The 20763-nt window shown below is 68.5% G+C and carries 18 protein-coding genes and 1 riboswitch; of the genes, 9 read left to right on the top strand and 9 right to left on the bottom strand.

All coding sequences use genetic code 11. From position 1 onward, the window contains the following. Positions 1-9: 9 nt before the first annotated feature. The 3 genes from ACJQWL_RS04755 to metX are packed head-to-tail and all read right to left on the bottom strand — an operon-like array spanning position 10 to position 3415. Complete coding sequence (locus ACJQWL_RS04755) at positions 10-1194, bottom strand: homoserine dehydrogenase family protein (RefSeq protein WP_330967471.1); 1185 nt, start codon at positions 1192-1194, stop codon at positions 10-12. Then, a complete protein-coding gene (gene metB, locus ACJQWL_RS04760) occupies positions 1191-2390 on the bottom strand; it encodes a cystathionine gamma-synthase (RefSeq protein WP_330967470.1) in 1200 nt (399 codons plus the stop codon). The genes ACJQWL_RS04755 and metB overlap by 4 nt, the downstream gene beginning before the upstream one ends. After that, complete coding sequence (metX, locus tag ACJQWL_RS04765; RefSeq protein ID WP_330967469.1) at positions 2387-3415, bottom strand: homoserine O-succinyltransferase MetX; 1029 nt, start codon at positions 3413-3415, stop codon at positions 2387-2389. The genes metB and metX overlap by 4 nt, the downstream gene beginning before the upstream one ends. Before the next feature lie 77 nt (positions 3416-3492). Beyond that, positions 3493-3616: riboswitch (SAM riboswitch) on the bottom strand. Between the two features lie 250 nt (positions 3617-3866). Between metX and ACJQWL_RS04770 the strand changes: the two genes are divergently transcribed. Next, positions 3867-4871, top strand: coding sequence for a phytase (locus ACJQWL_RS04770; RefSeq protein ID WP_330967468.1), 1005 nt, complete (start codon positions 3867-3869; stop codon positions 4869-4871). A gap of 6 nt (positions 4872-4877) precedes the next feature. Then, entirely contained in the window at positions 4878-5798 is a 921-nt protein-coding gene (locus tag ACJQWL_RS04775) for a peptidoglycan DD-metalloendopeptidase family protein (protein WP_330967467.1), read from the top strand. A gap of 177 nt (positions 5799-5975) precedes the next feature. Here the strand turns inward: ACJQWL_RS04775 and ACJQWL_RS04780 are convergent, their stop codons facing one another. Then, a complete protein-coding gene (locus ACJQWL_RS04780) occupies positions 5976-7091 on the bottom strand; it encodes an HDOD domain-containing protein (protein ID WP_330967466.1) in 1116 nt (371 codons plus the stop codon). 209 nt (positions 7092-7300) lie between these two features. Between ACJQWL_RS04780 and ACJQWL_RS04785 the strand changes: the two genes are divergently transcribed. Beyond that, the gene (locus ACJQWL_RS04785) at positions 7301-8905 is read left to right on the top strand and encodes a peptide chain release factor 3 (protein WP_330967465.1); all 1605 of its coding nucleotides are present in this window, start codon (positions 7301-7303) and stop codon (positions 8903-8905) included. 27 nt (positions 8906-8932) lie between these two features. Here ACJQWL_RS04785 and ACJQWL_RS04790 read toward each other — a convergent pair whose 3' ends face one another. Both ACJQWL_RS04790 and ACJQWL_RS04795 read right to left on the bottom strand, forming a co-directional pair. Beyond that, positions 8933-9535 carry an aspartyl/asparaginyl beta-hydroxylase domain-containing protein gene (locus ACJQWL_RS04790; RefSeq protein WP_330967464.1) on the bottom strand — a complete coding sequence of 201 codons (603 nt, stop codon included), beginning with the start codon at positions 9533-9535 and terminating at the stop codon, positions 8933-8935. Position 9536: 1 nt separating this feature from the next. After that, positions 9537-10160: a sulfotransferase family 2 domain-containing protein gene (locus ACJQWL_RS04795; protein WP_330967463.1), complete on the bottom strand. Its 624-nt coding sequence runs from the start codon at positions 10158-10160 to the stop codon at positions 9537-9539. A 75-nt stretch (positions 10161-10235) separates the two neighbouring features. On the opposite strand from ACJQWL_RS04795, the gene trhA reads away from it, so the two are divergent. From trhA to ACJQWL_RS04810, 3 genes are all read left to right on the top strand, one after another. After that, positions 10236-10937, top strand: coding sequence for a PAQR family membrane homeostasis protein TrhA (trhA, locus tag ACJQWL_RS04800; RefSeq protein WP_330967462.1), 702 nt, complete (start codon positions 10236-10238; stop codon positions 10935-10937). Positions 10938-11076: 139 nt separating this feature from the next. After that, a complete protein-coding gene (locus ACJQWL_RS04805) occupies positions 11077-11448 on the top strand; it encodes a hypothetical protein (protein WP_330967461.1) in 372 nt (123 codons plus the stop codon). A 25-nt stretch (positions 11449-11473) separates the two neighbouring features. Then, a complete protein-coding gene (locus ACJQWL_RS04810) occupies positions 11474-13435 on the top strand; it encodes an AsmA family protein (protein ID WP_330967460.1) in 1962 nt (653 codons plus the stop codon). Positions 13436-13465: 30 nt separating this feature from the next. Here the strand turns inward: ACJQWL_RS04810 and ACJQWL_RS04815 are convergent, their stop codons facing one another. From ACJQWL_RS04815 to mtgA, 3 genes are read right to left on the bottom strand one after another with little or no spacing between them, the layout of a single operon-like run. Continuing rightward, complete coding sequence (locus ACJQWL_RS04815; protein ID WP_330967459.1) at positions 13466-13894, bottom strand: CBS domain-containing protein; 429 nt, start codon at positions 13892-13894, stop codon at positions 13466-13468. After that, entirely contained in the window at positions 13854-14876 is a 1023-nt protein-coding gene (locus ACJQWL_RS04820; protein ID WP_330967458.1) for a glycosyltransferase family 2 protein, read from the bottom strand. Before ACJQWL_RS04820 ends, ACJQWL_RS04815 begins: the two co-directional genes overlap by 41 nt. An 18-nt stretch (positions 14877-14894) precedes the next feature. Further along, positions 14895-15620 carry a monofunctional biosynthetic peptidoglycan transglycosylase gene (gene mtgA / locus ACJQWL_RS04825; protein ID WP_411300769.1) on the bottom strand — a complete coding sequence of 242 codons (726 nt, stop codon included), beginning with the start codon at positions 15618-15620 and terminating at the stop codon, positions 14895-14897. A 92-nt stretch (positions 15621-15712) separates the two neighbouring features. On the opposite strand from mtgA, the gene hslO reads away from it, so the two are divergent. The 3 genes from hslO to ACJQWL_RS04840 all read left to right on the top strand — a co-directional run bounded on the left by hslO (position 15713) and on the right by ACJQWL_RS04840 (position 20733). Continuing rightward, positions 15713-16630: an Hsp33 family molecular chaperone HslO gene (gene hslO / locus ACJQWL_RS04830; protein WP_330967456.1), complete on the top strand. Its 918-nt coding sequence runs from the start codon at positions 15713-15715 to the stop codon at positions 16628-16630. Positions 16631-16740: 110 nt separating this feature from the next. Next, a complete protein-coding gene (locus ACJQWL_RS04835) occupies positions 16741-17613 on the top strand; it encodes an XOO1806 family protein (RefSeq protein ID WP_330967455.1) in 873 nt (290 codons plus the stop codon). Positions 17614-17838: 225 nt separating this feature from the next. Beyond that, positions 17839-20733: a TonB-dependent receptor domain-containing protein gene (locus ACJQWL_RS04840; protein ID WP_330967454.1), complete on the top strand. Its 2895-nt coding sequence runs from the start codon at positions 17839-17841 to the stop codon at positions 20731-20733. Positions 20734-20763: the final 30 nt, after the last annotated feature.

The raw sequence follows: 20763 nt of genomic DNA on the forward strand, positions 1-20763 counted from the left end.
TCGTACGGATCAGGCGCCCGGCAGCCGCCGGGCCAGGGCCAAGGCGTCGTCCAGCAGCGCGGCGGCCGTCACCCCGGCGCCCGCACCCGGCCCCTGGATGACCAGCGGCTGGTCCGGGTAGCGGTCCGACCAGATCGCCACGCGGTTGTCGGTACCACTGCCGCCGGCGAGTGGGTCGTCGGCGCCCAGCGACTCCAGCCCGATCCGCCCCCGTCCGTTCTGCAGCCGCGCAATGAACCGCAAGCGCTCTCCCCGCTTCCACGCCTCGGCAAAGCGCGTGCGCAGCGGGCCGTCAAGCACCGGTAGCGCCGCGTCGACGTGAGTGGCGGACAGCCGCGCCAGCACGTCGGGCACCAGCGACCGTACCGTGACGTCGCCCGTCTCCAGTTCTACCCCCGACGTACGCGCCAGGATCAGCAGCTTGCGACGCACGTCCTCGCCCGACAGGTCCTCGCGCGGGTCGGGTTCGGTGAACCCGGCCTGGCGCGCCTGGCGCACGAAACCGGAGAACGGACGCAGCCCGTCGTAATGGTTGAACAACCATGCCAGCGAACCCGACAGCACACCGGCGATGGCATGGATGCGGTCGCCACCGTCACGCAATGCGCGGATCGTCCGCAACAGCGGGAGACCCGCGCCCACCGTTGCGCTGTCGCCGTAGCCGCTGCCCCCCTCGGTGCGGGCCCGCTGGATCCGGCGCCAGCGGTCCAGCGACGTCCCCTGGCCCAGCTTGCAGGCGGTCACCACGTCGATGCCCTGCCCGAGCCAGCGGGCGTGGTGGGATGCGACCGTGTCGCTGGCGGTGGCGTCGATGACGATCCGGCGTGCCTGCTGCCCGCCGTCCGCCAGCGCGCGCGCCACCTGCGTGGGATCGCTGGGGGCCAGCGCCACCTCTTCGCCCGGTCCCGGCTGGAGCGGCTCGACGAGCCGGGCAGCGCGTTCGCGGGGCGGGTGTGGGTCCAAGCCGGCGCTTTCGCAGTCCGCCTCGACAGCCGAGGGCCGCCACAGCCGCGCCGCATGCCTGGAGTCGGCCACGTACACCAGTGACAGCGGATCGCCGCATCCGTCGCTTCGCCGCTCCCCGATCCTGCGCAGCAGTGCGGCGCCCACGTTGCCAACGCCCAGCAGCGCGATGCGGGCCGGGACGTGCGGCGACGCAAACCGTCCCGACACGCATCCTGCCCGGGCGCTCATCGGGCCACCCCGCGGGTGGCGCGTGCCGCCGCGTGGGCACGGTCAAGCGCGGCCTCGACGTCGGCCAACAGGTCGTCCTCGTGCTCGATGCCGACCGACAGGCGCAGCAGCCCGTCGCCGATGCCGGCGCACGCGCGCGCCTCCGCCGACATCGCGGCATGGGTCATGGTTGCCGGATGTGCGACCAGGCTTTCGACGCCGCCCAGCGACTCGGCCAGGGTGAAGCATCGCAGCCCGTCCAGGAATGCGCGCACCGCCGCCTCGCCACCCTCGAGCTCCAGGCTGAGCATCGCCCCGAAGCCGCGCTGCTGGCGCGCCGCCACCGCGTGTCCCGGGTGCGAGCTGCACCCCGGATAGTGCAGCGCACGTACCGCGCCGTCGCCCTCCACCAGCGACGCGAGTGCGGTCGTGTTGGCCTGGTGCACGCGCAGGCGTGCGTCCAGCGTGCGCAGGCCACGCAGGGTCAGGAAACTGTCGAACGGCGCGCCCGCCAGGCCCAGGCAGTTGGCCCACCAGGCCAGCTGCTCGTGCACGGCGGCGTCCCGGGCGAGCACCGCGCCACCGACCACGTCACTGTGGCCGTTGATGTACTTGGTCGTGGAGTGCACCACCACGTCGGCGCCGAAGCCGATCGGCCGCTGCAGCGCGGGGGAAAGGAACGTGTTGTCGACCACCGCCAGCGCGCCCGCCGCGTGCGCGGCCTCGATCACCAACCGCAGGTCGGTGATTCGCAGCAACGGGTTGGACGGGGTTTCGATCCACACCACCGCCGGTCCCAACCCCAGGGCGGAACCCAGCGATAGCGGATCGGTCATGTCCACGGTCAGCAGTTCGAACGCGCCCCTGGCCGCAAGCGCGGTGAACAGCCTCCAGCTGCCGCCATAGCCGTCGTGTGGCACCACCAGACGGTCACCGGGCTTCAGCAGTGCGTGCAGCGCCAGCGCGATCGCGGCCATGCCGGTTGCGGTGACCACCCCGCCCGCGGCGCCTTCCAGTTCGGCCAGCGCCCCGCCCAGCAGGTCACGCGTCGGATTGCCGCTGCGCGTGTAGTCATAGTGGCGCTTGCAGTCGAATCCCTCGAAACTGAAATTGGACGACAGCACCAGCGGCGGCGTCACCGCGCCGAACGCCGGGTCGCGGTCGATGCCGGCGCGCACCGCGGTGGTGGCCGGGTTGAAGCCGGTTTGCGCGCTCATGCCGGTGCTCCTTCGCGGGCGATGCCTGCTGCCATGCCATGCAGGGCATCGGCAAGCACCCGTCCGATGGCAGCGTCCTCCTTCAGGAACGCGTCGTGGCCATAGCGCGAGCGCAGCACGTGCAGGCGCACCTCGCCGCGCAGGCGCTCGACCAGCTCGTAGGCCTGCGCCACCGGGACCAGGCGGTCGTCCGCCACCGCCACCACCGTTGTGGGCACGGTGATCCGTTCCGGGTCGACGCATTGCAGGTCGATCGACTCCGACAGGCGCAGGAAAGCGGTCACCGGGGTGCGCGCCACATAGCCGGCGGCGCAGTGGTCGAGATAGTCCTCCGCAGCCACCCGGACGCGGCCCTCGCGCACCGTGGCGGGACCGAAGCGGGTGGCGAATTCCTCGGGGGTCCGGTAGCCCAGCACCGCCAACTGGCGCGCCAGCGCCAATCCGTGCGCGTCGTCGCACTGCAGCGCGCCCAAAGCCACCGCCCGCCGTTGCAGCGCACGCCACGCACTGGCGTAGGGATGGGCGCGGTGGACGCCGCTGATCGCGACCAGCTTTCGCACCCGCGCACCGTGCAGGGCGGCGAACTGCAGGCCCACCTGCGCGCCATACGAGCAGCCGACGAAGGCGTCCAGCGCGTCGATACCGAGCGCGTCCAGCAGCGAGGCGATCGCATCGGCCTGGTCAGCCGGATCCAGCGGCACGTCCAGCGCACCATCGCTGCCCAGCCAATCGACTGCCAGCACCTGCACGCGGCGGGTATCGATCGCCCGGCCAGGGCCCACCTGCGCATGCCACCAGCGATCCACGTCGCGACCCGCGGAGATGCCGCCGGCCACCACGACCACCGGCGCGTCCACCTGTCCGAGCCGGGCATGGCGGAGGTTGACCAGGCGCGGGCCGCCATGTCGCAGCTGCAGCAGCAGGCCGGTGCTGCCCAGTGTGGCGACTGGCGCGGTGTCCGGTGGCGAGGGCGGGTCGTCGCAGGTCTCGCGGGGAGGTGGGGCAACTCGGGCGGTCAGGGTCATGGCGGTGGTCATCCGTGGCAGCGGTGGGGCCACCGAGCGGACGACAACACGCGACGGGCCCATGCCCGGCGGTATCGCGTCCATCTTCCGACGGTCCGCGCAGCCGCGGGTCGTCGCAGGATTTGGCACCTGGCGCAGCCTTGCGCTGCGCGGGTTGCCCCGGCTTCAAAGGGCCTGTCCCTCTGCCGGTCTCGATGGATGCGGCGCAGTCTGCCCGTGCCATGCCGGGGCTGTCAATCGCTTCATGCGGATTAAGCGATGTATTGCATCGGTCACTCGTGGCAGGACCCGTCACGCCCATGGCGAATACACTTCGGTAATGACCCTGCATTCCCTTCGTCCCCTCGCCCTGTGCATCACCCTGCTGGCGGCGGCCGCCTGTTCCGGCCTCCCCCCGCGCGCCGCAGCTCCCAGGGCCAGCAGCCCCGCGGCCTCCCCGGCCCCTACCCCCGTGGCCGATGCATCCGCGGTCGCGGTGCGCGAGTCGTTCGTGTCAGCCGCCTATGCCGGCGAGGAACTCGATTCGCTGGCCACATGGCCGACCGTGGAAGGCGGCCTGTGGGTCATCGCCACCGCCAAGGCGAGCCACCGGCTGAAGGTCTTCGACGGCGATACCGGACGGTGGCTGCGCGACGTAGGCGGGCGCGGCACCGAGCCGGGCCAATTCAACCGCCCCAACGGCATCGCCGTGCACGGGGACCTGCTGTTCGTGGTCGAGCGCGACAACCGCCGGGTACAGGTGCTGTCGCTGCCCGGCTTCGAGCCGGTCGGCCAGTTCGGACATGCCGAGCTGCAAAGCCCGTACGGCCTGTGGCTGCATGAAACCGCGCCCGGCGAGCTCGAGGTTTTCGTCACCGACAGTTTCATGCTGGGCGAACGTTTCGACGTGGTGCCGCCGTGGTCGCAACTGGACCAGCGCGTGCGCCGGTACCGCGTGAGCCTCGATGGCGCGGGACGCCTGGCCGCACACCCGGCAGGCAGCTTCGGCAGCACGCAACCCGACACCGCACTGCGCATGGTCGAATCCATTGCCGGCGACCCGGCCACCGGGCGCCTGCTGGTTGCCGACGAAGACCGCCGGCACCGGTCCACGCTCTACGAATACCGGCTGGACGGCAGCGCCACCGGCCGACGCCTGCCCGGTGCCGGCTTCGGCGCCGAAGCCGAGGGCATCGCGCTGTGGAGTTGCCCCGACGACGGCGGCTACTGGGTCGCGGTGGACCAACTGATGCCGTTGGCGCAGTTCCACCTGTTCCAGCGTGGCGACCTGACCCCGGCCGGCAGCTTCCGCGGAGAAACGGTGTCCTACACCGACGGGATCGCGCTGCACGCCGCGCCCACGCGCGCATTCCCCGGTGGCGTGCTCTATGCGGTGCACGCCGACAGTGCAGTGGCGGCGTTCGACCTGCGCGGGGTGGTCGACGGCCTGGACCTCGATCGCGGCTGCGTGGAATAGACCGCCATGGCCCAGCCTTTCCCCCGCATCGCCTGCGCCGCACTCTTGCTTGCCATTGGCTGGCCAGCACCGGTGGAGGCCGCCAAGATCTACCGCTGGAAAGACGCCGACGGCGTCACCCAGTACGGCGACCAGTTGCCGGCGGCCGAGGCGGTTGCGGTGACGGTCATCCCGGTCGAGTTCGAGCCCGGAGCCATCGCCCAGCTGCGGGTGGAGAACCAGGGCAGCCGCTACCTGGCGTGGGCCGACAACCGCCTGTCGGGACCGATCGAGGTGCGGGTACGCTTCCAGCACCAGGACAACATCGCCGGCCGCCCGGCGCTGCCCACGGGGGCATTGCTGCAGCCGGGTTCCAGCGCGCTGGTCGCACAGCTGGCCACGTCCGATCCCACCCGCGGTGGCCGCTTCGAGTTGCACATGGACAGCGTACCGGGCGACCCGGCGGCCCGGCCGCGCGACGTCGAGTACCGGTTGCCGCTGGAGCAGTACAGGATCCGCGTCGACCAGGGCTACGGCGGCCGCTTCAGCCACGACGACCCCGCCAACCAGTACGCGGTGGATTTCGCAGCCGCGGAAGGCACGCCCGTGCTGGCAGCGCGCGAAGGCGTGGTGATGCAGGTCGAGTCCGACTTCCAGCGTGCCGGGCTGGACCGGGAGGCCTTCGGCGGGCGCGCCAATTTCGTGCGCATCGTCCACGACGACGGTTCCATGGCGCTGTATGCGCACCTGCAGCCGGAAGGCGCGTACGTGCGCGTGGGCCAGCGAGTGCGCACGGGCCAGCAGATCGGGCTGTCGGGCAACACCGGCTTCACCACCGGGCCGCACCTGCACTTCGCGGTGCAGGTCAACCGGGGCATGCGGCTCGAATCCATCCCGTTCCGCATGAACGGACCGACCGGGCCGCTGCGCATCGACGACGGGCGCTAGGCGCGTCGTGCCTTTGTAGGAGCGGCTTCAGCCGCGATAGGAAGCCGCACCTCAGTTGTAGGAGCGACGTAAGTCGCGACCGTCAGTTCCGAGGACTGGCGAGTTCGCGACTTACGTCGCTCCTACAAAGGGATTGAGAGATTCGATCGCGGCTGAAGCCGCTCCTACAGGAAATCGTTACGCCGCCTCGGCCAGCTGCTCCTCTGCCATCGCTCGCCAACGGGGCAGCTTGTCGAGCATGCCGACCGAGCGCAGGTACGTCTCGTCCACCTCCGTGCCACCGGCCAGGGCCGATGCCACGTGCACCGCGCCGGCGACCCAGAACCCGGACATCCGCATCCGACCGGGTTGGTGGTGGCTGGCGACCGCCTCGACGATCGGCATCGGCAGCCCCCACAGGCCCAACAGGTAGGCACCGGCTTCCGCGTAGTGCGGGCCTTGCCCGTCTCCCGCGGCGGCTTCTTCGGCCACTCGGCCGGGGATACGCACATCGGGCAGCAGCATGCCCACTTCCGCCAGCAGTCCCGCCGTTGCGGCCAGTTCCGCGCTGGGGCCACCCAGCAGCCGGGCCGCCAGCCGCGACGTACGCAGTGCGCGTTCCTGCATCGCATCACGATCGATGCCGTTGACGCCGCCGGCACCGCTGTAGGCTTCCGCCGCCAGCACCAGGCGCTGGATGGTCTGCAGGCCCAGCCGGGTCACGGCAGTGCGCATGTCGGTGATCACGCGCCCGGCGGAGAAGTAGGCCGAGTTGCACAGGCGCAGCACCTTGGCCGCGATCGCCGGATCCTGCGACAGCACCTCCGCGACATCGGCGGTGGTGGTGTCGGGGTCACCCAGCAGCTGGGTCATTTCGATGTATAGCCGCGGCGGCGGTGGCAATGCGCCGACCTTGCCGATCGCCTCCTTGAGCGATTCGTTGTCGAGCAGCTCACGCAGCTCGATCACGCTTTCCACCGCTTCGATCAGCTCGCCCGCGTCCAGTGGCTTGCGCAACAGGCGATGCGCGCTTTCCAGTACCTGCTCGACCCCACTCCCGTCGCCCTCGTCAAGCAGCAGGATGCGCACCGCCTCGGGGTAGCGCGAGCGCACCCGGGCCAGCACGTCCGGACCCGAGACGCCCTGAAGGTCGCGCTCGGCCACCACCGCATCGGGGGGGCGGTCGTCGGGCAAGGCCATCACCGCCTCGGGGTCGGGCTGCCACTGCACGTCCCAGTCCAGTCCGAAATCGGCCAGCGCCTGCTCGAACTCGACGGCGCGCGCACCCTTGCCACCCACGATCAGAATAAACACGGCCACTCCTCGGCGTATCGACCTGGAAGAGGTAACGGCCGCGTTGCGGTCACCCTGAAGGGGCGTTGCGTGACCCCGCTCGCACTTCGCGCCGGACCGCCGCACCGGCGCCTTCGTCCCGGGAATCGCGCCCGGACATCGCCGCCGCGCCGCGCCGCTATACTGCGCGGCCCCCGAGCCCATCCGGACGCGCATCGCGCGTCATCGCCATGTCCGACGTATCCCAGCAGGCGCTTCGCCGCCGCACATTCGCCATCATCTCCCACCCCGACGCGGGCAAGACCACGCTGACGGAGAAGCTGCTGCTGTTCGGCGGCGCGATCCAGATGGCCGGCTCGGTCAAGGGCCGCAAGGCCGCGCGCCACGCGACCTCGGACTGGATGGCACTGGAGAAGGAGCGCGGCATCTCGGTGACCTCCTCGGTGATGCAGTTCCCGTACGAGGGCTGCACCGTCAACCTGCTCGACACCCCCGGCCACGCCGACTTCGGCGAGGACACCTACCGGGTGCTGACCGCGGTCGACAGCGCGCTGATGGTGATCGACGTGGCCAAGGGCGTGGAGGAACGCACGATCAAGCTGATGGAGGTCTGCCGGCTCCGCGACACGCCGATCATGACCTTCATCAACAAGCTCGACCGCGAGGGGCGGGACCCGATCGACCTGCTGGACGAAGTCGAATCGGTGCTGGGCATCCAGTGCGCGCCGATCACCTGGCCGATCGGCATGGGCCAGCGGCTCAAGGGCGTGGTCCACCTGGTGAGCGGCGAGGTTCACCTGTACGAGCCGGGCCGCAATTTCACCCGGCAGGACTCGACGATCTTCCCGTCCATCGAGGATCCGGCGCTGGCCGCGCGCATCGGCGAGCAGGCGCTGGCCGAACTGCGCGACGAGCTGGAGCTGGTGCAGGGCGCCAGCCACCCGTTCGACAAGAACGCCTACCTGCGTGGCGGGCAGACGCCGGTGTTCTTCGGCTCGGCGGTCAACAACTTCGGCGTGCAGCTATTGCTGGACTTTTTCGTCGAGCACGCACCGCCGCCGCGCCCGCGCGACACCACCACGCGCGAGGTCGCGCCGACCGAGGACACGCTCACCGGGTTCGTCTTCAAGATCCAGGCCAACATGGACCCGCAACACCGCGACCGGGTGGCGTTCATGCGGATCTGCTCTGGCCGGTTCGAGGCCGGGATGAAGGCTTTCCACGTCCGTACCGGCAAGGACATGAAGCTGGCCAACGCGCTGACCTTCATGGCGTCGGACCGGGAGATCGCAGAGACCGCCTATTCCGGCGATGTCATCGGCATCCACAACCACGGCACCATCTCCATCGGCGATACATTTACCGAAGGGGAGAAGCTGTCCTTCACCGGAATCCCGAACTTCGCGCCGGAACTGTTCCGTCGCGCGCGCCTGCGCGACCCGCTCAAGCTCAAGCAGCTGCAGAAGGGCCTGGCCCAGTTGAGCGAGGAAGGCGCGACCCAGTTCTTCAAGCCGCTGATGAGCAACGACCTGATCCTGGGCGCGGTCGGCGTGCTGCAGTTCGACGTGGTCGCCTACCGGCTGAAGGACGAGTACGGCGTGGACGCGACCTTCGAACAGGTCTCCGTCGCCACCGCGCGCTGGATCCGCTGCGACAACGCCAAGAAGCTGGAAGAGTTCCGCGACAAGAACGCGATGAACCTGGCCGAAGACGCCGCCGGCCAGCTTGTCTACCTGGCCCCGACGCGCATCAACCTGCAGCTGGCGCAGGAGCGCGCACCGGACGTGACCTTCCTGGCCACCCGCGAGCACGCCCACGCAGTGGCGGTGGACTGAGCGGGAGGGGCAGCAGCGCCCCGCGGATCAGCCGGGCTGGCTGCCCAGCTGGGCCAGCCATTCCGGCTCGGGCTGCTGGCGGTCGTAGTACTCGAAGATCAGGTGGATGCGGTCGGTGTCGCCGGCGTTCTGGACCCCATGTACCGCCATGTTGCCCACTTCCACGGCCTCCCCCTCGGGGAAGTGGTACCCCACCCCGTCGACGTAGAACGTCACCTGGTCGTTGGTCAACAGCGGCACGTGGATCTTGTGCGGCCACTTCGCGGCAGGGTTGGCGTCGCGGTGCGGCTTGATCACTCCGCCCGGCGCCATGCGCGCGAGCATGACCCGTGGAAAAGCGGCATCCGCGTACCCGTAGTCGCGCACCGCGTGCGCCATCACCGGTTCCAGCAGTGGCTTCCACTCGTCCCACAGTGGCCGGCCGTACGACTGGCGCCAGTCCTGGAAGTTGCTGACGAAGCGGAAGACGATGTGGCGGGTGCGGTCCAGCGCCTCGAACCGGTTGGGCTTGTCGGCGTTTTCCGCGTCCCAGCGGGCCTCGTCGATGCCCAGCACGGCCTGGCGGAGCGCGGTGATGTCCACCGGGCCCAGGCGGCGGACCGAATGGGTCTTGCGGGGGTTGGGGTGCATGTCAGAACTCGTATCCGAACAGTTCCAGGTCCCTGCCGTAGCGCCGCGCGACTTCGTCCCGCGCACGCGGATCATAGTAGTCCCGGTACCCGCCGCGACGCGAAGTGTTCACCTGTTCGAGCGTGGCGGTAGGGATCCCGATGCGGGCGCAGATGGCGTCGTAGGACGCCTGCATGTCCTCGACCCGCCCGACCATGTCCGACAGCAACTCCCCCGCCCCGTCGACCAGGAACGTGTGCTGAGGCTGGAACAGGATGTGCTGCTCGGGCGGCTGCACGAACAGCAGGTGGTGCATCACCGCCTGCGGGTTCTGCACGAAGGCGTCGTTGGCGCGCGTCATGAAGGCGCAGTACGAGACGAACCGGTCGAAGGGATTGCGCACGAAGGCGAACTTCAGGTAGCGGGCGAACGCGTCCTCGCCCATGTACGGCCTCACCTGCTGCAGCGAAATGTGGCCGTGGCTGATCCGGGCGAGCTCCTCGAACGGAAACCGCTTGTTGACGAACAGCCCGACCTGCTCCAGGTCGCCCCCGCCGAGGTGCTCGCGCAGCGCCTGGCGCACCGAGTGGGTCCCGGTCTTGGGGATCGCGGTGAAGACGAACTCGTGCTCGTGGGAAATGATCATGTGCCGCCGGCATGGAAAGGAACCGGCGGATGATACGGCCCCGGACCCTTCGCACCCGTACGTTAGGATCGACCCATGAAGCCCAACGCCCCTCTCCACGGCCAGGATGCAATCGGGCACCCGCCCCCGGCGGGCAAACCCCATCCCCACCACCTGCGCGAGGAACTGGCCAATGCGCTGACGCACGGGCTGGGTGCGGCCGCGGCACTTGCGGGGGGCGCGGTGCTGGTCACCCTGGCGGCGCTGCATGGCGACGGCTGGCAACTGGCAGGCGCGATCGTGTTCGCCGGCACGCTGCTGCTGCTCTACCTGGCCTCCACCCTCTACCACGCGGTACGGCACCCGGTGCTCAAGGGCCGGCTGAAGGTATTCGACCACTGTGCGATCTACCTGCTGATCGCCGGCACCTACACGCCGTTCACCCTGGTCGGCCTGCGCGGGCCGTGGGGTTGGGGGCTGTTCGCGGCCATCTGGACCCTGGCGGTGGCCGGCGTGGTGTTCAAGCTGTTCTTCACCGGACGGTTCCGCGGCCTGTCGACCGGCATCTATGTCGCGATGGGCTGGCTGGTCCTGGTCGCCATCAAACCCCTGCTTGCTTCGCTTGATGGCTGGACCTTCGGATGGCTGCTGGCCGGTGGCGTGTGCTACACGTTCGGCACCGTCTTCTACCACCGGCCATCGGTGCCCTATTCGCACGCGATCTGGCACCTGTTCGTGGTGGCGGGCAGCGTGTGCCACTACGTGTCGGTGCTCGCCCACGTGCGCAGTCCGGCCTGAGGGAGTCCACAACGCGGCATCGGCCGGGCCACGCCGGCGCCGCTTGCGGCCTTGCGGGTCGGCCACTGGGCCCATTCACCCGCGCTTGACCGCCACGCCGGGATGGTGGGCCTTCCGCAACCCGCAGGAGTAGACCCCCGTGCGTATCCCGATGATGTCCCTCTCGACGCTGGCACTGGTCCTGGCGCTCTCCGCATGCCGCGACAACTCCGACCTCGAACCCGACGTTGATGCGGCTCCCGTGGTGATGGAAGACGCTGCCGACGACGCAGCGGGCCCCGGCGTCCGCCTGGACGCGGCGAGTTACAGCTGCGATGACGACCACCGCGTCACCGTGGACGGCGACACCGCCCAGGTGACCCTGGCCGACGGTCGCGAGGTCGCGCTCTCGCGGTCCGCCGGTGAGATCACCGCGGTGTTCACCGGCGAGGCACTCGAGTTCACCGGCGACTCGGAAGGCGGGACGCTGCTCCAGGACGAGGGCGGCAGCTACACCTGCCGCGCCGACTGACACGCCAGGACCGGGACGCGATCGCATGAGCGCATCGCCACCCGAAGAAAGCCGGGCCGGATCCGATCCGCGCCCGGCTTTGTTCGTCCACCGCCTGGGTGACGGGGTACGCGCGCACCCGGTCCTGACCGCGCTGGGCGTTGTAATGGCCGGCGTGGTGGCGTTGGTTCTGCTGTGGGACTGGAACTGGCTGCGCGGGCCCATCGAGCGTCAGGTCCAGGCACGCACCGGGCGGAGTTTCGACATCGGCGGCGACCTGGACGTGGACCTCGGCCGGATCACCACGGTGCGGGTCGCCGACCTGACCCTCGGCAACGCGGCATGGTCCGACCGCGACGAGATGGCATCGGCACGATTGCTTGAATTCAGCCTCGACGTGCCGGCGCTGTTCTCCGGCACCGTCCGCGTGCCCCGCCTCCGGCTGGTCCGGCCCGAGGCGTGGTTGGAAACCGGCGCCGAGCCCGGGGGCAACTGGACCCTGGGCGATGGCGGGGGTGACGGCCCGGAACTGGGGGCCATCCGCATCGACGACGGCCGCCTGCACTACCTCGACGCCGCCAACGACACCCGCGTCGACGTGGCCGTGGTCAGCCGCCAGGGGGACGCCGGCCACGCCCCCGTGGGTATTGCCGGCGACGGCCGCTGGAAGGGCGAACCCTTCGAGATCCAGGGCCACGCGGAATCGCCGCTGGCATTGCGCGACAGCGAGCGGCCGTACCGGATCGACCTGCGCGCTCATTCCGGCCCCACCCGCGCACACGCCCGGGGGGCACTGGTCAACCCGTTCCGCTTCAGCGATTTCGAGCTCCAGTTCGAACTTGCGGGAAACGACCTTGCCGACCTCTACCGCGTGTTCGGTATCGCCACTCCGCACACCCCGGCCTACACCCTGGATGGGACCCTCGGCCGGGAAGGCAAGCGCTGGGACTACACCGGCTTCAAGGGCCAGGTGGGCGACAGCGACCTGGCGGGAGATGCCAGTGTCGACCCGTCCGGCGAGCGCCCGTTCCTGCGCGCCGACCTGCGCTCCCGGCAACTGGACGTGGACGACCTGGCCGGCTTCATCGGCGGCTCGCCCCCCTCCGGCGCGGGCTCGGCTGGCGACGGCCCCAAGGTGCCCTCCCGCAGCGGGCGGATCCTCCCGGACGCGCCTTACGAGCTGGACAAGCTGCGCGCCATGGATGCCGACGTTCGGCTTCGCGCCGCGCGCCTGAAGGCGCCGGGCTGGCCGTTGCAGGACATGGACGCGCACCTGCTGCTGGAAGACGGCGTGCTGCGACTGGATCCACTGGACTTCGGCGTGGCCGACGGCAACATCCGCTCGACCATCCAGATGGACGCACGCGAAGACACGATCCGGACGCGTGCCGATATCCACGCCCGCGGCCTCACGCTGTCCAAGCTGCTGCCCAAGGTGGAGCTGGCCCGCGATGCGGTCGGCAAGGTTGGTGGCAGGGTCACGCTGGCCGGCCATGGCAACTCGGTCGCCGGAATGCTGGCGACCAGTAACGGCGACGTGGCAATCGGGATGGGCGCGGGACGCATCAGCAACCTGCTGATGGAGTTCGCCGGGCTGGACCTGGGCGAGATCATCAAGTTCAAGCTGACCCAGGACCGGCAGATCCCGGTGCGCTGCGCCTTCGGCGACTTCAGCGTCAAGGACGGGGTCATGCACTCGCGGGCGCTGGCGTTCGATACGTCCGACACCATCCTCGTCGGATCGGGAACGATCAGCTTGCGCGACGAGCGCCTGGACCTCCTGGTCAAGCCCCGCCCCAAGGACCGTAGCCTGCTGTCGCTGCGGTCCCCGCTGGTGGTGACCGGAAGCTTCGCCGACCCAGTGATCCGTCCGGACTTCAAGCGGATGGGCCTTCGCGGGGCGATCGCGCTGACCCTGGCCAGCATCGCGCCGCCGGCCGGACTGCTGGCCACGCTGGAGCTGGGGCCGGGCGAGAACGCGGCGTGCGGAGGGCAGTACGCGAAATGAAACCGCGCCGCACAGGCGGCACGGTAAACGTCAGCTGGCGATGTAGCGCTGCAGCTGCTCCAGCTCGACCTGCTGGTCCTCGATCACCGCCTTGACCAGGTCGCCGATGGAGACCACGCCCACCACCTCGCCCCCATCGACCACCGGCAGGTGGCGGATACGTTGTTCGGTCATCACCTGCATGCAGCGATCGGAGGTTTCGTCCAACCCGATGGTGACGACCTCGGGCGTCATGATCGCCTCGACCGGCGTGGTCGCCGAGGATCGTCCCTGCAGCACGATCTTGCGTGCGTAGTCGCGCTCGGACAGGATCCCGGCCAGCCTGCCGCCCTGGATCACCAGCACCGCTCCGATGTGCTTCTGCGCCATCAGGCGGATCGCATCGACGACCGGTGCGTCCGGTCCGATCGCGAAGATCTCAGGCGTCTTCGCCTCCAGCAGTTGTCGCACGGTGCGCATGGACGGCTCCTCCGACACGGGACTCGCCGGAGGATACCCCGGGCGCCGGCTGCCAGACATCCACCAGGTAGAGGGGGCGCTGCTTGGACTCCTCGTACAAGCGACCCAGGTACTCACCGATCAAGCCCAGCGCGATCAGCTGGATGCCGCCCAGGAACAGGATCACCGCCATCATGGTCGGCCAGCCTGCCACCGGGTCGCTCCAGATCATCGCCTTGGTGATGACCCATGCGCCGTAGAGGAACGACACGGTCGCCGTAACCAGGCCCAGGTACGTGGCCAGGCGCAGGGGCGCGGTGGAAAAGCTGGTGATGCCCTCGAGCGCGAGGTTCCACAGTCGCCAGAAATTGAACTTGCTGGAGCCCGCCACCCGCGGTTCGCGGTGATACCCGATCGAAGTGCGCTTGAAGCCCACCCAGCCGAACAGGCCCTTCATGAACCGGTGGCGCTCGCGAAGCTGTGCCAGCGCTGCCAGCGCGCGCGGGGAAAGCAGGCGGAAGTCCCCCGTATCGGCCGGTATGGGGGTACGCGACAGGCGGCCCATGAGGCGATAGAACGCATGCGCGGTACTGCGCTTCAACCAGCCCTCGCCATCGCGCACGACCCGGGTGCCGTGGACGTCGTCGAAGCCGTCCCGCCAGAGCCGCACGAAATCGGGGATCAACTCGGGAGGGTCCTGGCCGTCCGCATCGAGGATCAGTGCCGCGCCTTCCTGGACGCGATCCAGTCCGGCGGTCAATGCCAGCTCCTTGCCGAAATTACGCGACAGCCTCAGCAGCCCTACCCGGGCATCGCCGGCGGCAATCCCCTGCAGGAGCGACCAGGTGCCGTCGCTGCTGCCGTCGTCCACATAGAGAATCCGCCCTTCGAGCCCTTGTGCTTCCAGCAGGTCCAGCACTGCGGCGACCCGAGGGTGCAGTAACGGCAGGCTGTCGGCCTCGTTGTAGGCGGCGACGACAACAGTGAGCAGGTCTCGAGGCATGGCCGGCATGGTAGCGGCTCAGTCCAGCGCCGCCAGGTGCGCGCGCCCGCCAATGGCGCGCATCTGCCGCTCGATCGCCCGCGTGCGCCGCTGCACGTACGGACCAGGCTTGGCCGCACTGTAGCGCCGCGGACTGGGCAGGACCGCGGCCAGCCGGGCCGCCTGCGCCGCGGTGAGGTCGCTGGCATCGCGGCCGAAATAGCGTCTTGCCGCGGCATGCGCCCCGTACACGCCGTCACCGAACTCGGCCACGTTGACGTAGACCTCGAGGATCCGGTTCTTTGGCCACAGGGTTTCGATCAACACCGTGTACCAGGCTTCGATGCCCTTGCGCACCCAGCTGCGGCCGCTCCACAGGAACAGGTTCTTGGCGGTCTGCTGGCTGATGGTGCTGGCGCCACGGGTGGCGCCACCGCGGGCGTTGCTGGCCCGGGCCTTCTCGATCGCCTCCAGGTCGAATCCGTGATGGCGACCGAAGTTCTGGTCCTCCGAGGCAATCACCGCCAATGGCAGGTCCGGTGATACCTCCTCCAGGTCCTTCCATTCATGGGACAGGCGGAATTCGCCGTCGCCTTCGCGCCACGCCTCCAGCTGGCGCGCCGCCATGAACGCACTGAAGGGCGGGTCCACCCAGCGCAGGACCAGCACCTGCACCACCGTCAGCAGCAGCACCAGCAGCGGCGCGAGCAGCAGCCCGCGGACCAACCTGCGCCCCCTGGAACGCCGGGCACCGCCCGGCCCCATTGCTTGCGTCATCGTCCAAAGCCCCCACTTCCGCTACGTTCCGTGCACGAGTGCGCGACCATTATCACTGCTGTTGCATGCCAAGGCCCCCGATGACCGATACCGCTTCCGCTGCCCTCGACCACGATGGCCTGACCCGCTTCCTGATCCTGGGCGCCGGCGTGCGCGGCGTGCGCGTCCACCTGCAGGAGACCTGGCGGCAGATCCGTGCGCGCGAGGACTACCCCGCCGCCGCGGCCGAGCTGCTCGGCGAGGCCTGCGCCGCCGCGGCATTGCTGACCGGCCACACCAAGGTCGACGGCCGGCTCTCGCTGCAGCTGCAGTCGCGCGCCGCCATCCGCACGCTGTTCGCCGAGTGCACCGGCGCCGGCACGCTGCGGGGCATCGTCCAGCTGTCGGACCAGGCACTGCCGACGCGCAACCTCCAGGACCTCGGGGCCGATGCAGTACTCGCGATCACCGTCGAGAATCCACGCCCAGGCGCCCGCGGTGCGCAGGAGCCGATGCGCTACCAGGGCCTGGTGTCACTTGCCTCGGAGACGCTTGCCGGCGCACTGGAGGACTACTTCATTCAATCGGAGCAGCTTCCCACCCGGCTGCTGCTGGTGGCCGACGAAAACCGTGCAGCCGGACTCATGCTGCAGAAGCTGCCCGGCGACGAGGGTGACGTGGATGGCTGGAATCGGGCCTGTGCGCTGTTCGACACCCTGCGCTCCCACGAGTTGCTCGACCTGGCGGGTGACACGTTGCTTGAACGCCTGTTCCACCAGGATGGCGTGGAAGTGCTGGGCCGCAAACCGCTGGAGTTCGCCTGCTCGTGTTCGCGCGAGCGGGTCGCCTCGATGCTGGCCTCGCTGGGCGCCGACGAGGCGCGCGCGGCGGTGATCGATGGACAGGCCGAGGTTCGATGCGAATTCTGTGGCCAGCGTTACAGCTTCGATCCGGCCGATGTGGAGAGACTGTTGGCGCTCCACGGCCAGCAGATGGCCGCCCCGGAGCGCGTTCAATAGAGGGGGCTGCCGGCGACCGGCGGCAATTGTTAAAGAAACATAAATCACCTATAGTTCCCGACGACTCGGACGGGAACTCAGAAGACCTTTGCAGGTCTTAGGGCAACGGGATGAACACGCGATCGCTTCAATTGCCGCTTGCGTTGCTGCTGGCCTTCGGGCTGGCAGGCGGCGCGCATGCGCAATCCGGCGGCTCGGCCCGCGCCGACAGCACCGTGCTTCCGGTCTGGAACAAGGCGAGCGGCAACCTGGAAGCAGTGCTGCTGCTTGAGCCCGCGCCTGCTGCGGGGGGACGCTGGCGGCTCGGTCGTAACCTGATCGATGTGAACCTGGGCGGGTCCGGTGCCGATTCGCTCGGGCTGGTGTGTGATCGAAAGACCGGCCTGGCGGGCGCAATCGGCAACCTGGCCAATCACTGCATGTTGGCCTCTCTGGACCCCTCCCGTGCACGCAGCGGCTCGGGACAGCTGTCCGCCGGCGCCAGCATCGGGCGCAACGGCAACCGCATCGGGGTTTCGGTCGGGGAAGGCCGTGACAGCCTGCCGGCATGGCTGAGTCCCAGCGGGCGCAGCGCGCAGCTCGACCAGAACACGCTCACCGTATACGGCCAGAAGAACATTGGCCGCGAGGCCACCGTCTCCATCGGCGGGACCTGGGCACGGGCGCGGTTGATCCCCGCCGGCGAAGTGCCCGACGCCGTCAGCACCCACTTCAACGACCGCTGGAACACGCAGAGCGTGACCGTGGGTGCGGACATCGGGGACTTCGGTGCCAGCATCATCGGGCGCGTCATCGACACCCCGCAGCAGGAGGGCCAGTGGGAAGGGCTCGGCCTCGGGCTGACCTGGCGGACCCCCTGGAGCGGACAGCTCACCGTGGGCGCCGAAAACGTGGTGACGCGTGGCAAGAACCCGTTCGCGCCCAACAGCGGCGACAAGGAAGAAGGCACCGTGCCTTACGTCAGGTACGAGCAGGATCTCTGAGGTTTTTCCCGCTGGATATTGCTGAACAAGAGTTGCCTGCTTCAACTTATTGAATTTCAAAGAAATCGCCGCCCTCTCCGGGGCGGCGATTTCTTTTTGTTAACAACACTTTAATTTTTGGCCGCAGGGGGCTAGTATCGGCGCGGCCTTGCTGGACTTGGTGTCTTACTTGACGCCCCCGGCGGGTTCCCATGGGAAACACCAAGACTGACTTGGAGAGAGAGAATGACCTTGAAGACCACCAAGCTCCGCGACGCGATCACCTTCGCGCTCGTCGTGGGCGCTACCGCTGCTGCCGGCACGGGCGTTGCATTTGCCCAGGACGCCGATGAGCAGGAAGCCACCACCCTCGACCGCATCGAAGTGACCGGTTCGCGCATCAAGCGCACCGACATCGAGACCTCGCAGCCCGTATTTTCGCTGAACCGCGAAGAGATCGCGGCTCAGGGCCTGACCTCCGTTGGCGATGTGATCCAGAACATCTCCGCGAACGGCTCGACCCTCAACAGCACGTACAACAACGGCGGCAACGGCGAAACCCGCGTCAGCCTGCGCAACCTCGGCTCCAACCGCACCCTGGTGCTGGTCAACGGCCGTCGCTGGGTCGGTGGTACCGGCCTGGGTGGCGCAGTCGACCTGAACACCATCCCGACCGCCGCGGTCGAGCGCATCGAAGTCCTGAAGGACGGTGCCTCCGCGATCTACGGTTCCGACGCCATCGCCGGCGTTGTCAACGTCATCCTCCGCCAGAACTTCGAAGGCGCCGAGGCCAATGCCTACTACGGCCAGTACGACAAGGGCGACGGCGCCCGCCAGGCATACGACTTCACCGTCGGCTCCACTGGCGACCGCTGGTCGGCCATGCTGGGCGTGGGTTACGTGAAGGAAGACCCGGTCATGGCCGGTGACCGCGAGATTTCCGCGGTTCCCGTGTTCGGCTCGACCCCGGGCTTCGGTGGCAGCTCCACCACCCCGGACGGCAGGTTCTGCATCCTGGGCGACGTCCAGTTCTGCCAGCAGCCCAACGGTGAGTACGGCCTGTTCAATATCAACCCGGGTACGCCGAACGGCTACACGACCTACCGCGGCAGCATCGACAACTACAACTTCGCGCCGGACAACTACCTGCTGACCCCGCAGGAGCGCGTGTCGCTGTTCGCCAACGGCAGCATCGACATCACCGACGACATCCGTTTCCGCGCCACCACGCAGTTCAACCAGCGCCGCTCCGAGCAGCTGCTCGCCGCCATGCCGGTGACGATCATCCCGCTCTTCAACATCGGCGCCCCGGCCTTCGGCCCCGACGACACCGTCATCAGCGCAGACAGCATCTACAACCCCTTCGGGCAGGACATCCAGTGGGTCCAGCGTCGCGTCACCGAAACCGGCGGCCGTTCGTACAACCAGGACGTGGACACCTTCGCCTTCAACGGCGGCTTCGAAGGCAGCTTCGACGTCGGTGACCGCTTCTTCACCTGGGACCTTGGTTACTTCTACGGCGAGAACGAGCAGAACGACACCACGTTCGGCCTGTTCCAGTACAGCAAGCTGAAGAACGCCCTGGGCCCGTCGATGATCGTTGACGGCACCCCGACCTGCGTGACCACGGCGGGCGACGCCAGCACGGCGATCGACGGCTGCGTGCCGCTGAACTTCCTGGGCGGCGCTGGCACCATCACCCCGGAAATGCTGAACTACGTGTCCTTCGTGGCGCAGGATTCCTACGGCTACGAGCAGCGCAACTACTACGGCAGCATCGGTGGCGAGCTGTTCGACCTGCCTGGCGGCCCGCTGGCGTTCTCGTTCGGCGTGGAAACCCGCAAGGAATCCGGCTACGACCAGCCCGACGCGCTGATCAACGCCGGCGACACCACCGGCAATGCCCGTACCGCAACCGCCGGCCAGTACTCGGTCGACGAGGCTTACCTGGAGTTCGCGATCCCCGTGCTGGCTGACGTCCCGGGTGCGGAACTGCTGGAGTTCAGCGTGGCTTCGCGCTACTCGGACTACAGCAACTTCGGCGACACGGTCAACAGCAAGTTCGGGTTCAAGTGGAAGCCGATCTCCGACCTGCTGGTACGCGGCAACTGGGCAGAGGGCTTCCGCGCCCCGTCCATCGGCGAGCTGTTCCAGGGCGTCTCCGACTCGTTCCCGACGCTGCTCGATCCCTGCAACAGCGTCAACTTCCCGGGCCTGACGCCCGAGCAGCAGGCGCGCTGCACCTCGGCAGGCGTGGTGCCGGGCGGCTACAACCAGAGCAATTCCCAGATCCGCATCAGCACCGGCGGCAACCCGAACCTGAAGCCGGAGATGTCCGAGTCCAAGACCCTCGGCTTCGTCTGGAGCCCGTCGTTCATCCAGGGCTTCGACGTTTCGCTGGACTGGTGGAACATCGAGCTGCAAGACACCATCAGCGGCCTCTCGGGCCAGGCGATCGCCAACCGCTGCATCCGCGAGGGTGACGCGCAGGCGTGTGGCCTGATCACCCGCGCACCGGGTGGCACCATCATCGACCTGCTGTCGTCAGGCCTCAACATCGGCAGTGGCGAAGTCGAAGGCTACGACATGACGATGGGTTACCGGATGCCGGAAACGGCCTACGGCAACTTCAACTTCATCTGGGACACCTCGTACCTGGCGAAGGTCGAGTACGACGTCGACGGTGACGGCACCCGCGGTGAAGTGAGCGAAGGTGGCAACCTGGTCGGCGAGTACTCCGATCGCAACAACAACTGGCGTATCCGCTCCAACCTGGCCGTGCGCTGGGAGATGGGTGACTGGGGCGCGGCGTGGAACTCACGCTTCTTCTCGCGCCAGGACGAGGACTGCACGGGCTTCGACCCCGTCAACACCGCGCTTCTGTGCTCGAATCCGGACCGGGATGTGAACAATGAAGCTGGCCGTCCGGTCGATGCTCCTGAAAACCGCATCCCGTCGGTCACCTACCACGATGCAAGCGTGTACTGGAACGCACCGTGGAATGCCCGCGTGACCCTGGGCGTCAACAACCTGTTCGACAAGGATCCGCCGCGTTCCGCGTCGACCTTCGCCAACAGCTTCGACCCGCAGTACGAACTGCCGGGCCGCTTCCTGTACATGAAGTACACGCAGCGTTTCTGATCGAATCGCTGTAGGTTGCGGTACTTGCTA

It is taken from the genome of Novilysobacter viscosus (assembly GCF_046600715.1).
Classification (GTDB): Bacteria; Pseudomonadota; Gammaproteobacteria; order Xanthomonadales; family Xanthomonadaceae; genus Lysobacter_C; species Lysobacter_C viscosus.

Excerpts from the sequence above, each read along its gene's own strand:
- ACJQWL_RS04810 (WP_330967460.1), top strand. The coding sequence starts at position 11,474 with ATGAGCGCATCGCCACCCGAAGAAAGCCGGGCCGGATCCGATCCGCGC.
- ACJQWL_RS04775 (WP_330967467.1), top strand. The coding sequence starts at position 4,878 with ATGGCCCAGCCTTTCCCCCGCATCGCCTGCGCCGCACTCTTGCTTGCC.
- trhA (WP_330967462.1), top strand. The coding sequence starts at position 10,236 with ATGAAGCCCAACGCCCCTCTCCACGGCCAGGATGCAATCGGGCACCCG.
- mtgA (WP_411300769.1), bottom strand. The coding sequence starts at position 15,620 with ATGGGGCCGGGCGGTGCCCGGCGTTCCAGGGGGCGCAGGTTGGTCCGC.
- ACJQWL_RS04790 (WP_330967464.1), bottom strand. The coding sequence starts at position 9,535 with ATGCACCCCAACCCCCGCAAGACCCATTCGGTCCGCCGCCTGGGCCCG.
- ACJQWL_RS04840 (WP_330967454.1), top strand. The coding sequence starts at position 17,839 with ATGACCTTGAAGACCACCAAGCTCCGCGACGCGATCACCTTCGCGCTC.
- ACJQWL_RS04755 (WP_330967471.1), bottom strand. The coding sequence starts at position 1,194 with ATGAGCGCCCGGGCAGGATGCGTGTCGGGACGGTTTGCGTCGCCGCAC.
- ACJQWL_RS04815 (WP_330967459.1), bottom strand. The coding sequence starts at position 13,894 with ATGCGCACCGTGCGACAACTGCTGGAGGCGAAGACGCCTGAGATCTTC.
- hslO (WP_330967456.1), top strand. The coding sequence starts at position 15,713 with ATGACCGATACCGCTTCCGCTGCCCTCGACCACGATGGCCTGACCCGC.
- ACJQWL_RS04785 (WP_330967465.1), top strand. The coding sequence starts at position 7,301 with ATGTCCGACGTATCCCAGCAGGCGCTTCGCCGCCGCACATTCGCCATC.
- metB (WP_330967470.1), bottom strand. The coding sequence starts at position 2,390 with ATGAGCGCGCAAACCGGCTTCAACCCGGCCACCACCGCGGTGCGCGCC.
- ACJQWL_RS04795 (WP_330967463.1), bottom strand. The coding sequence starts at position 10,160 with ATGATCATTTCCCACGAGCACGAGTTCGTCTTCACCGCGATCCCCAAG.
- ACJQWL_RS04820 (WP_330967458.1), bottom strand. The coding sequence starts at position 14,876 with ATGCCTCGAGACCTGCTCACTGTTGTCGTCGCCGCCTACAACGAGGCC.
- ACJQWL_RS04835 (WP_330967455.1), top strand. The coding sequence starts at position 16,741 with ATGAACACGCGATCGCTTCAATTGCCGCTTGCGTTGCTGCTGGCCTTC.
- metX (WP_330967469.1), bottom strand. The coding sequence starts at position 3,415 with ATGACCCTGACCGCCCGAGTTGCCCCACCTCCCCGCGAGACCTGCGAC.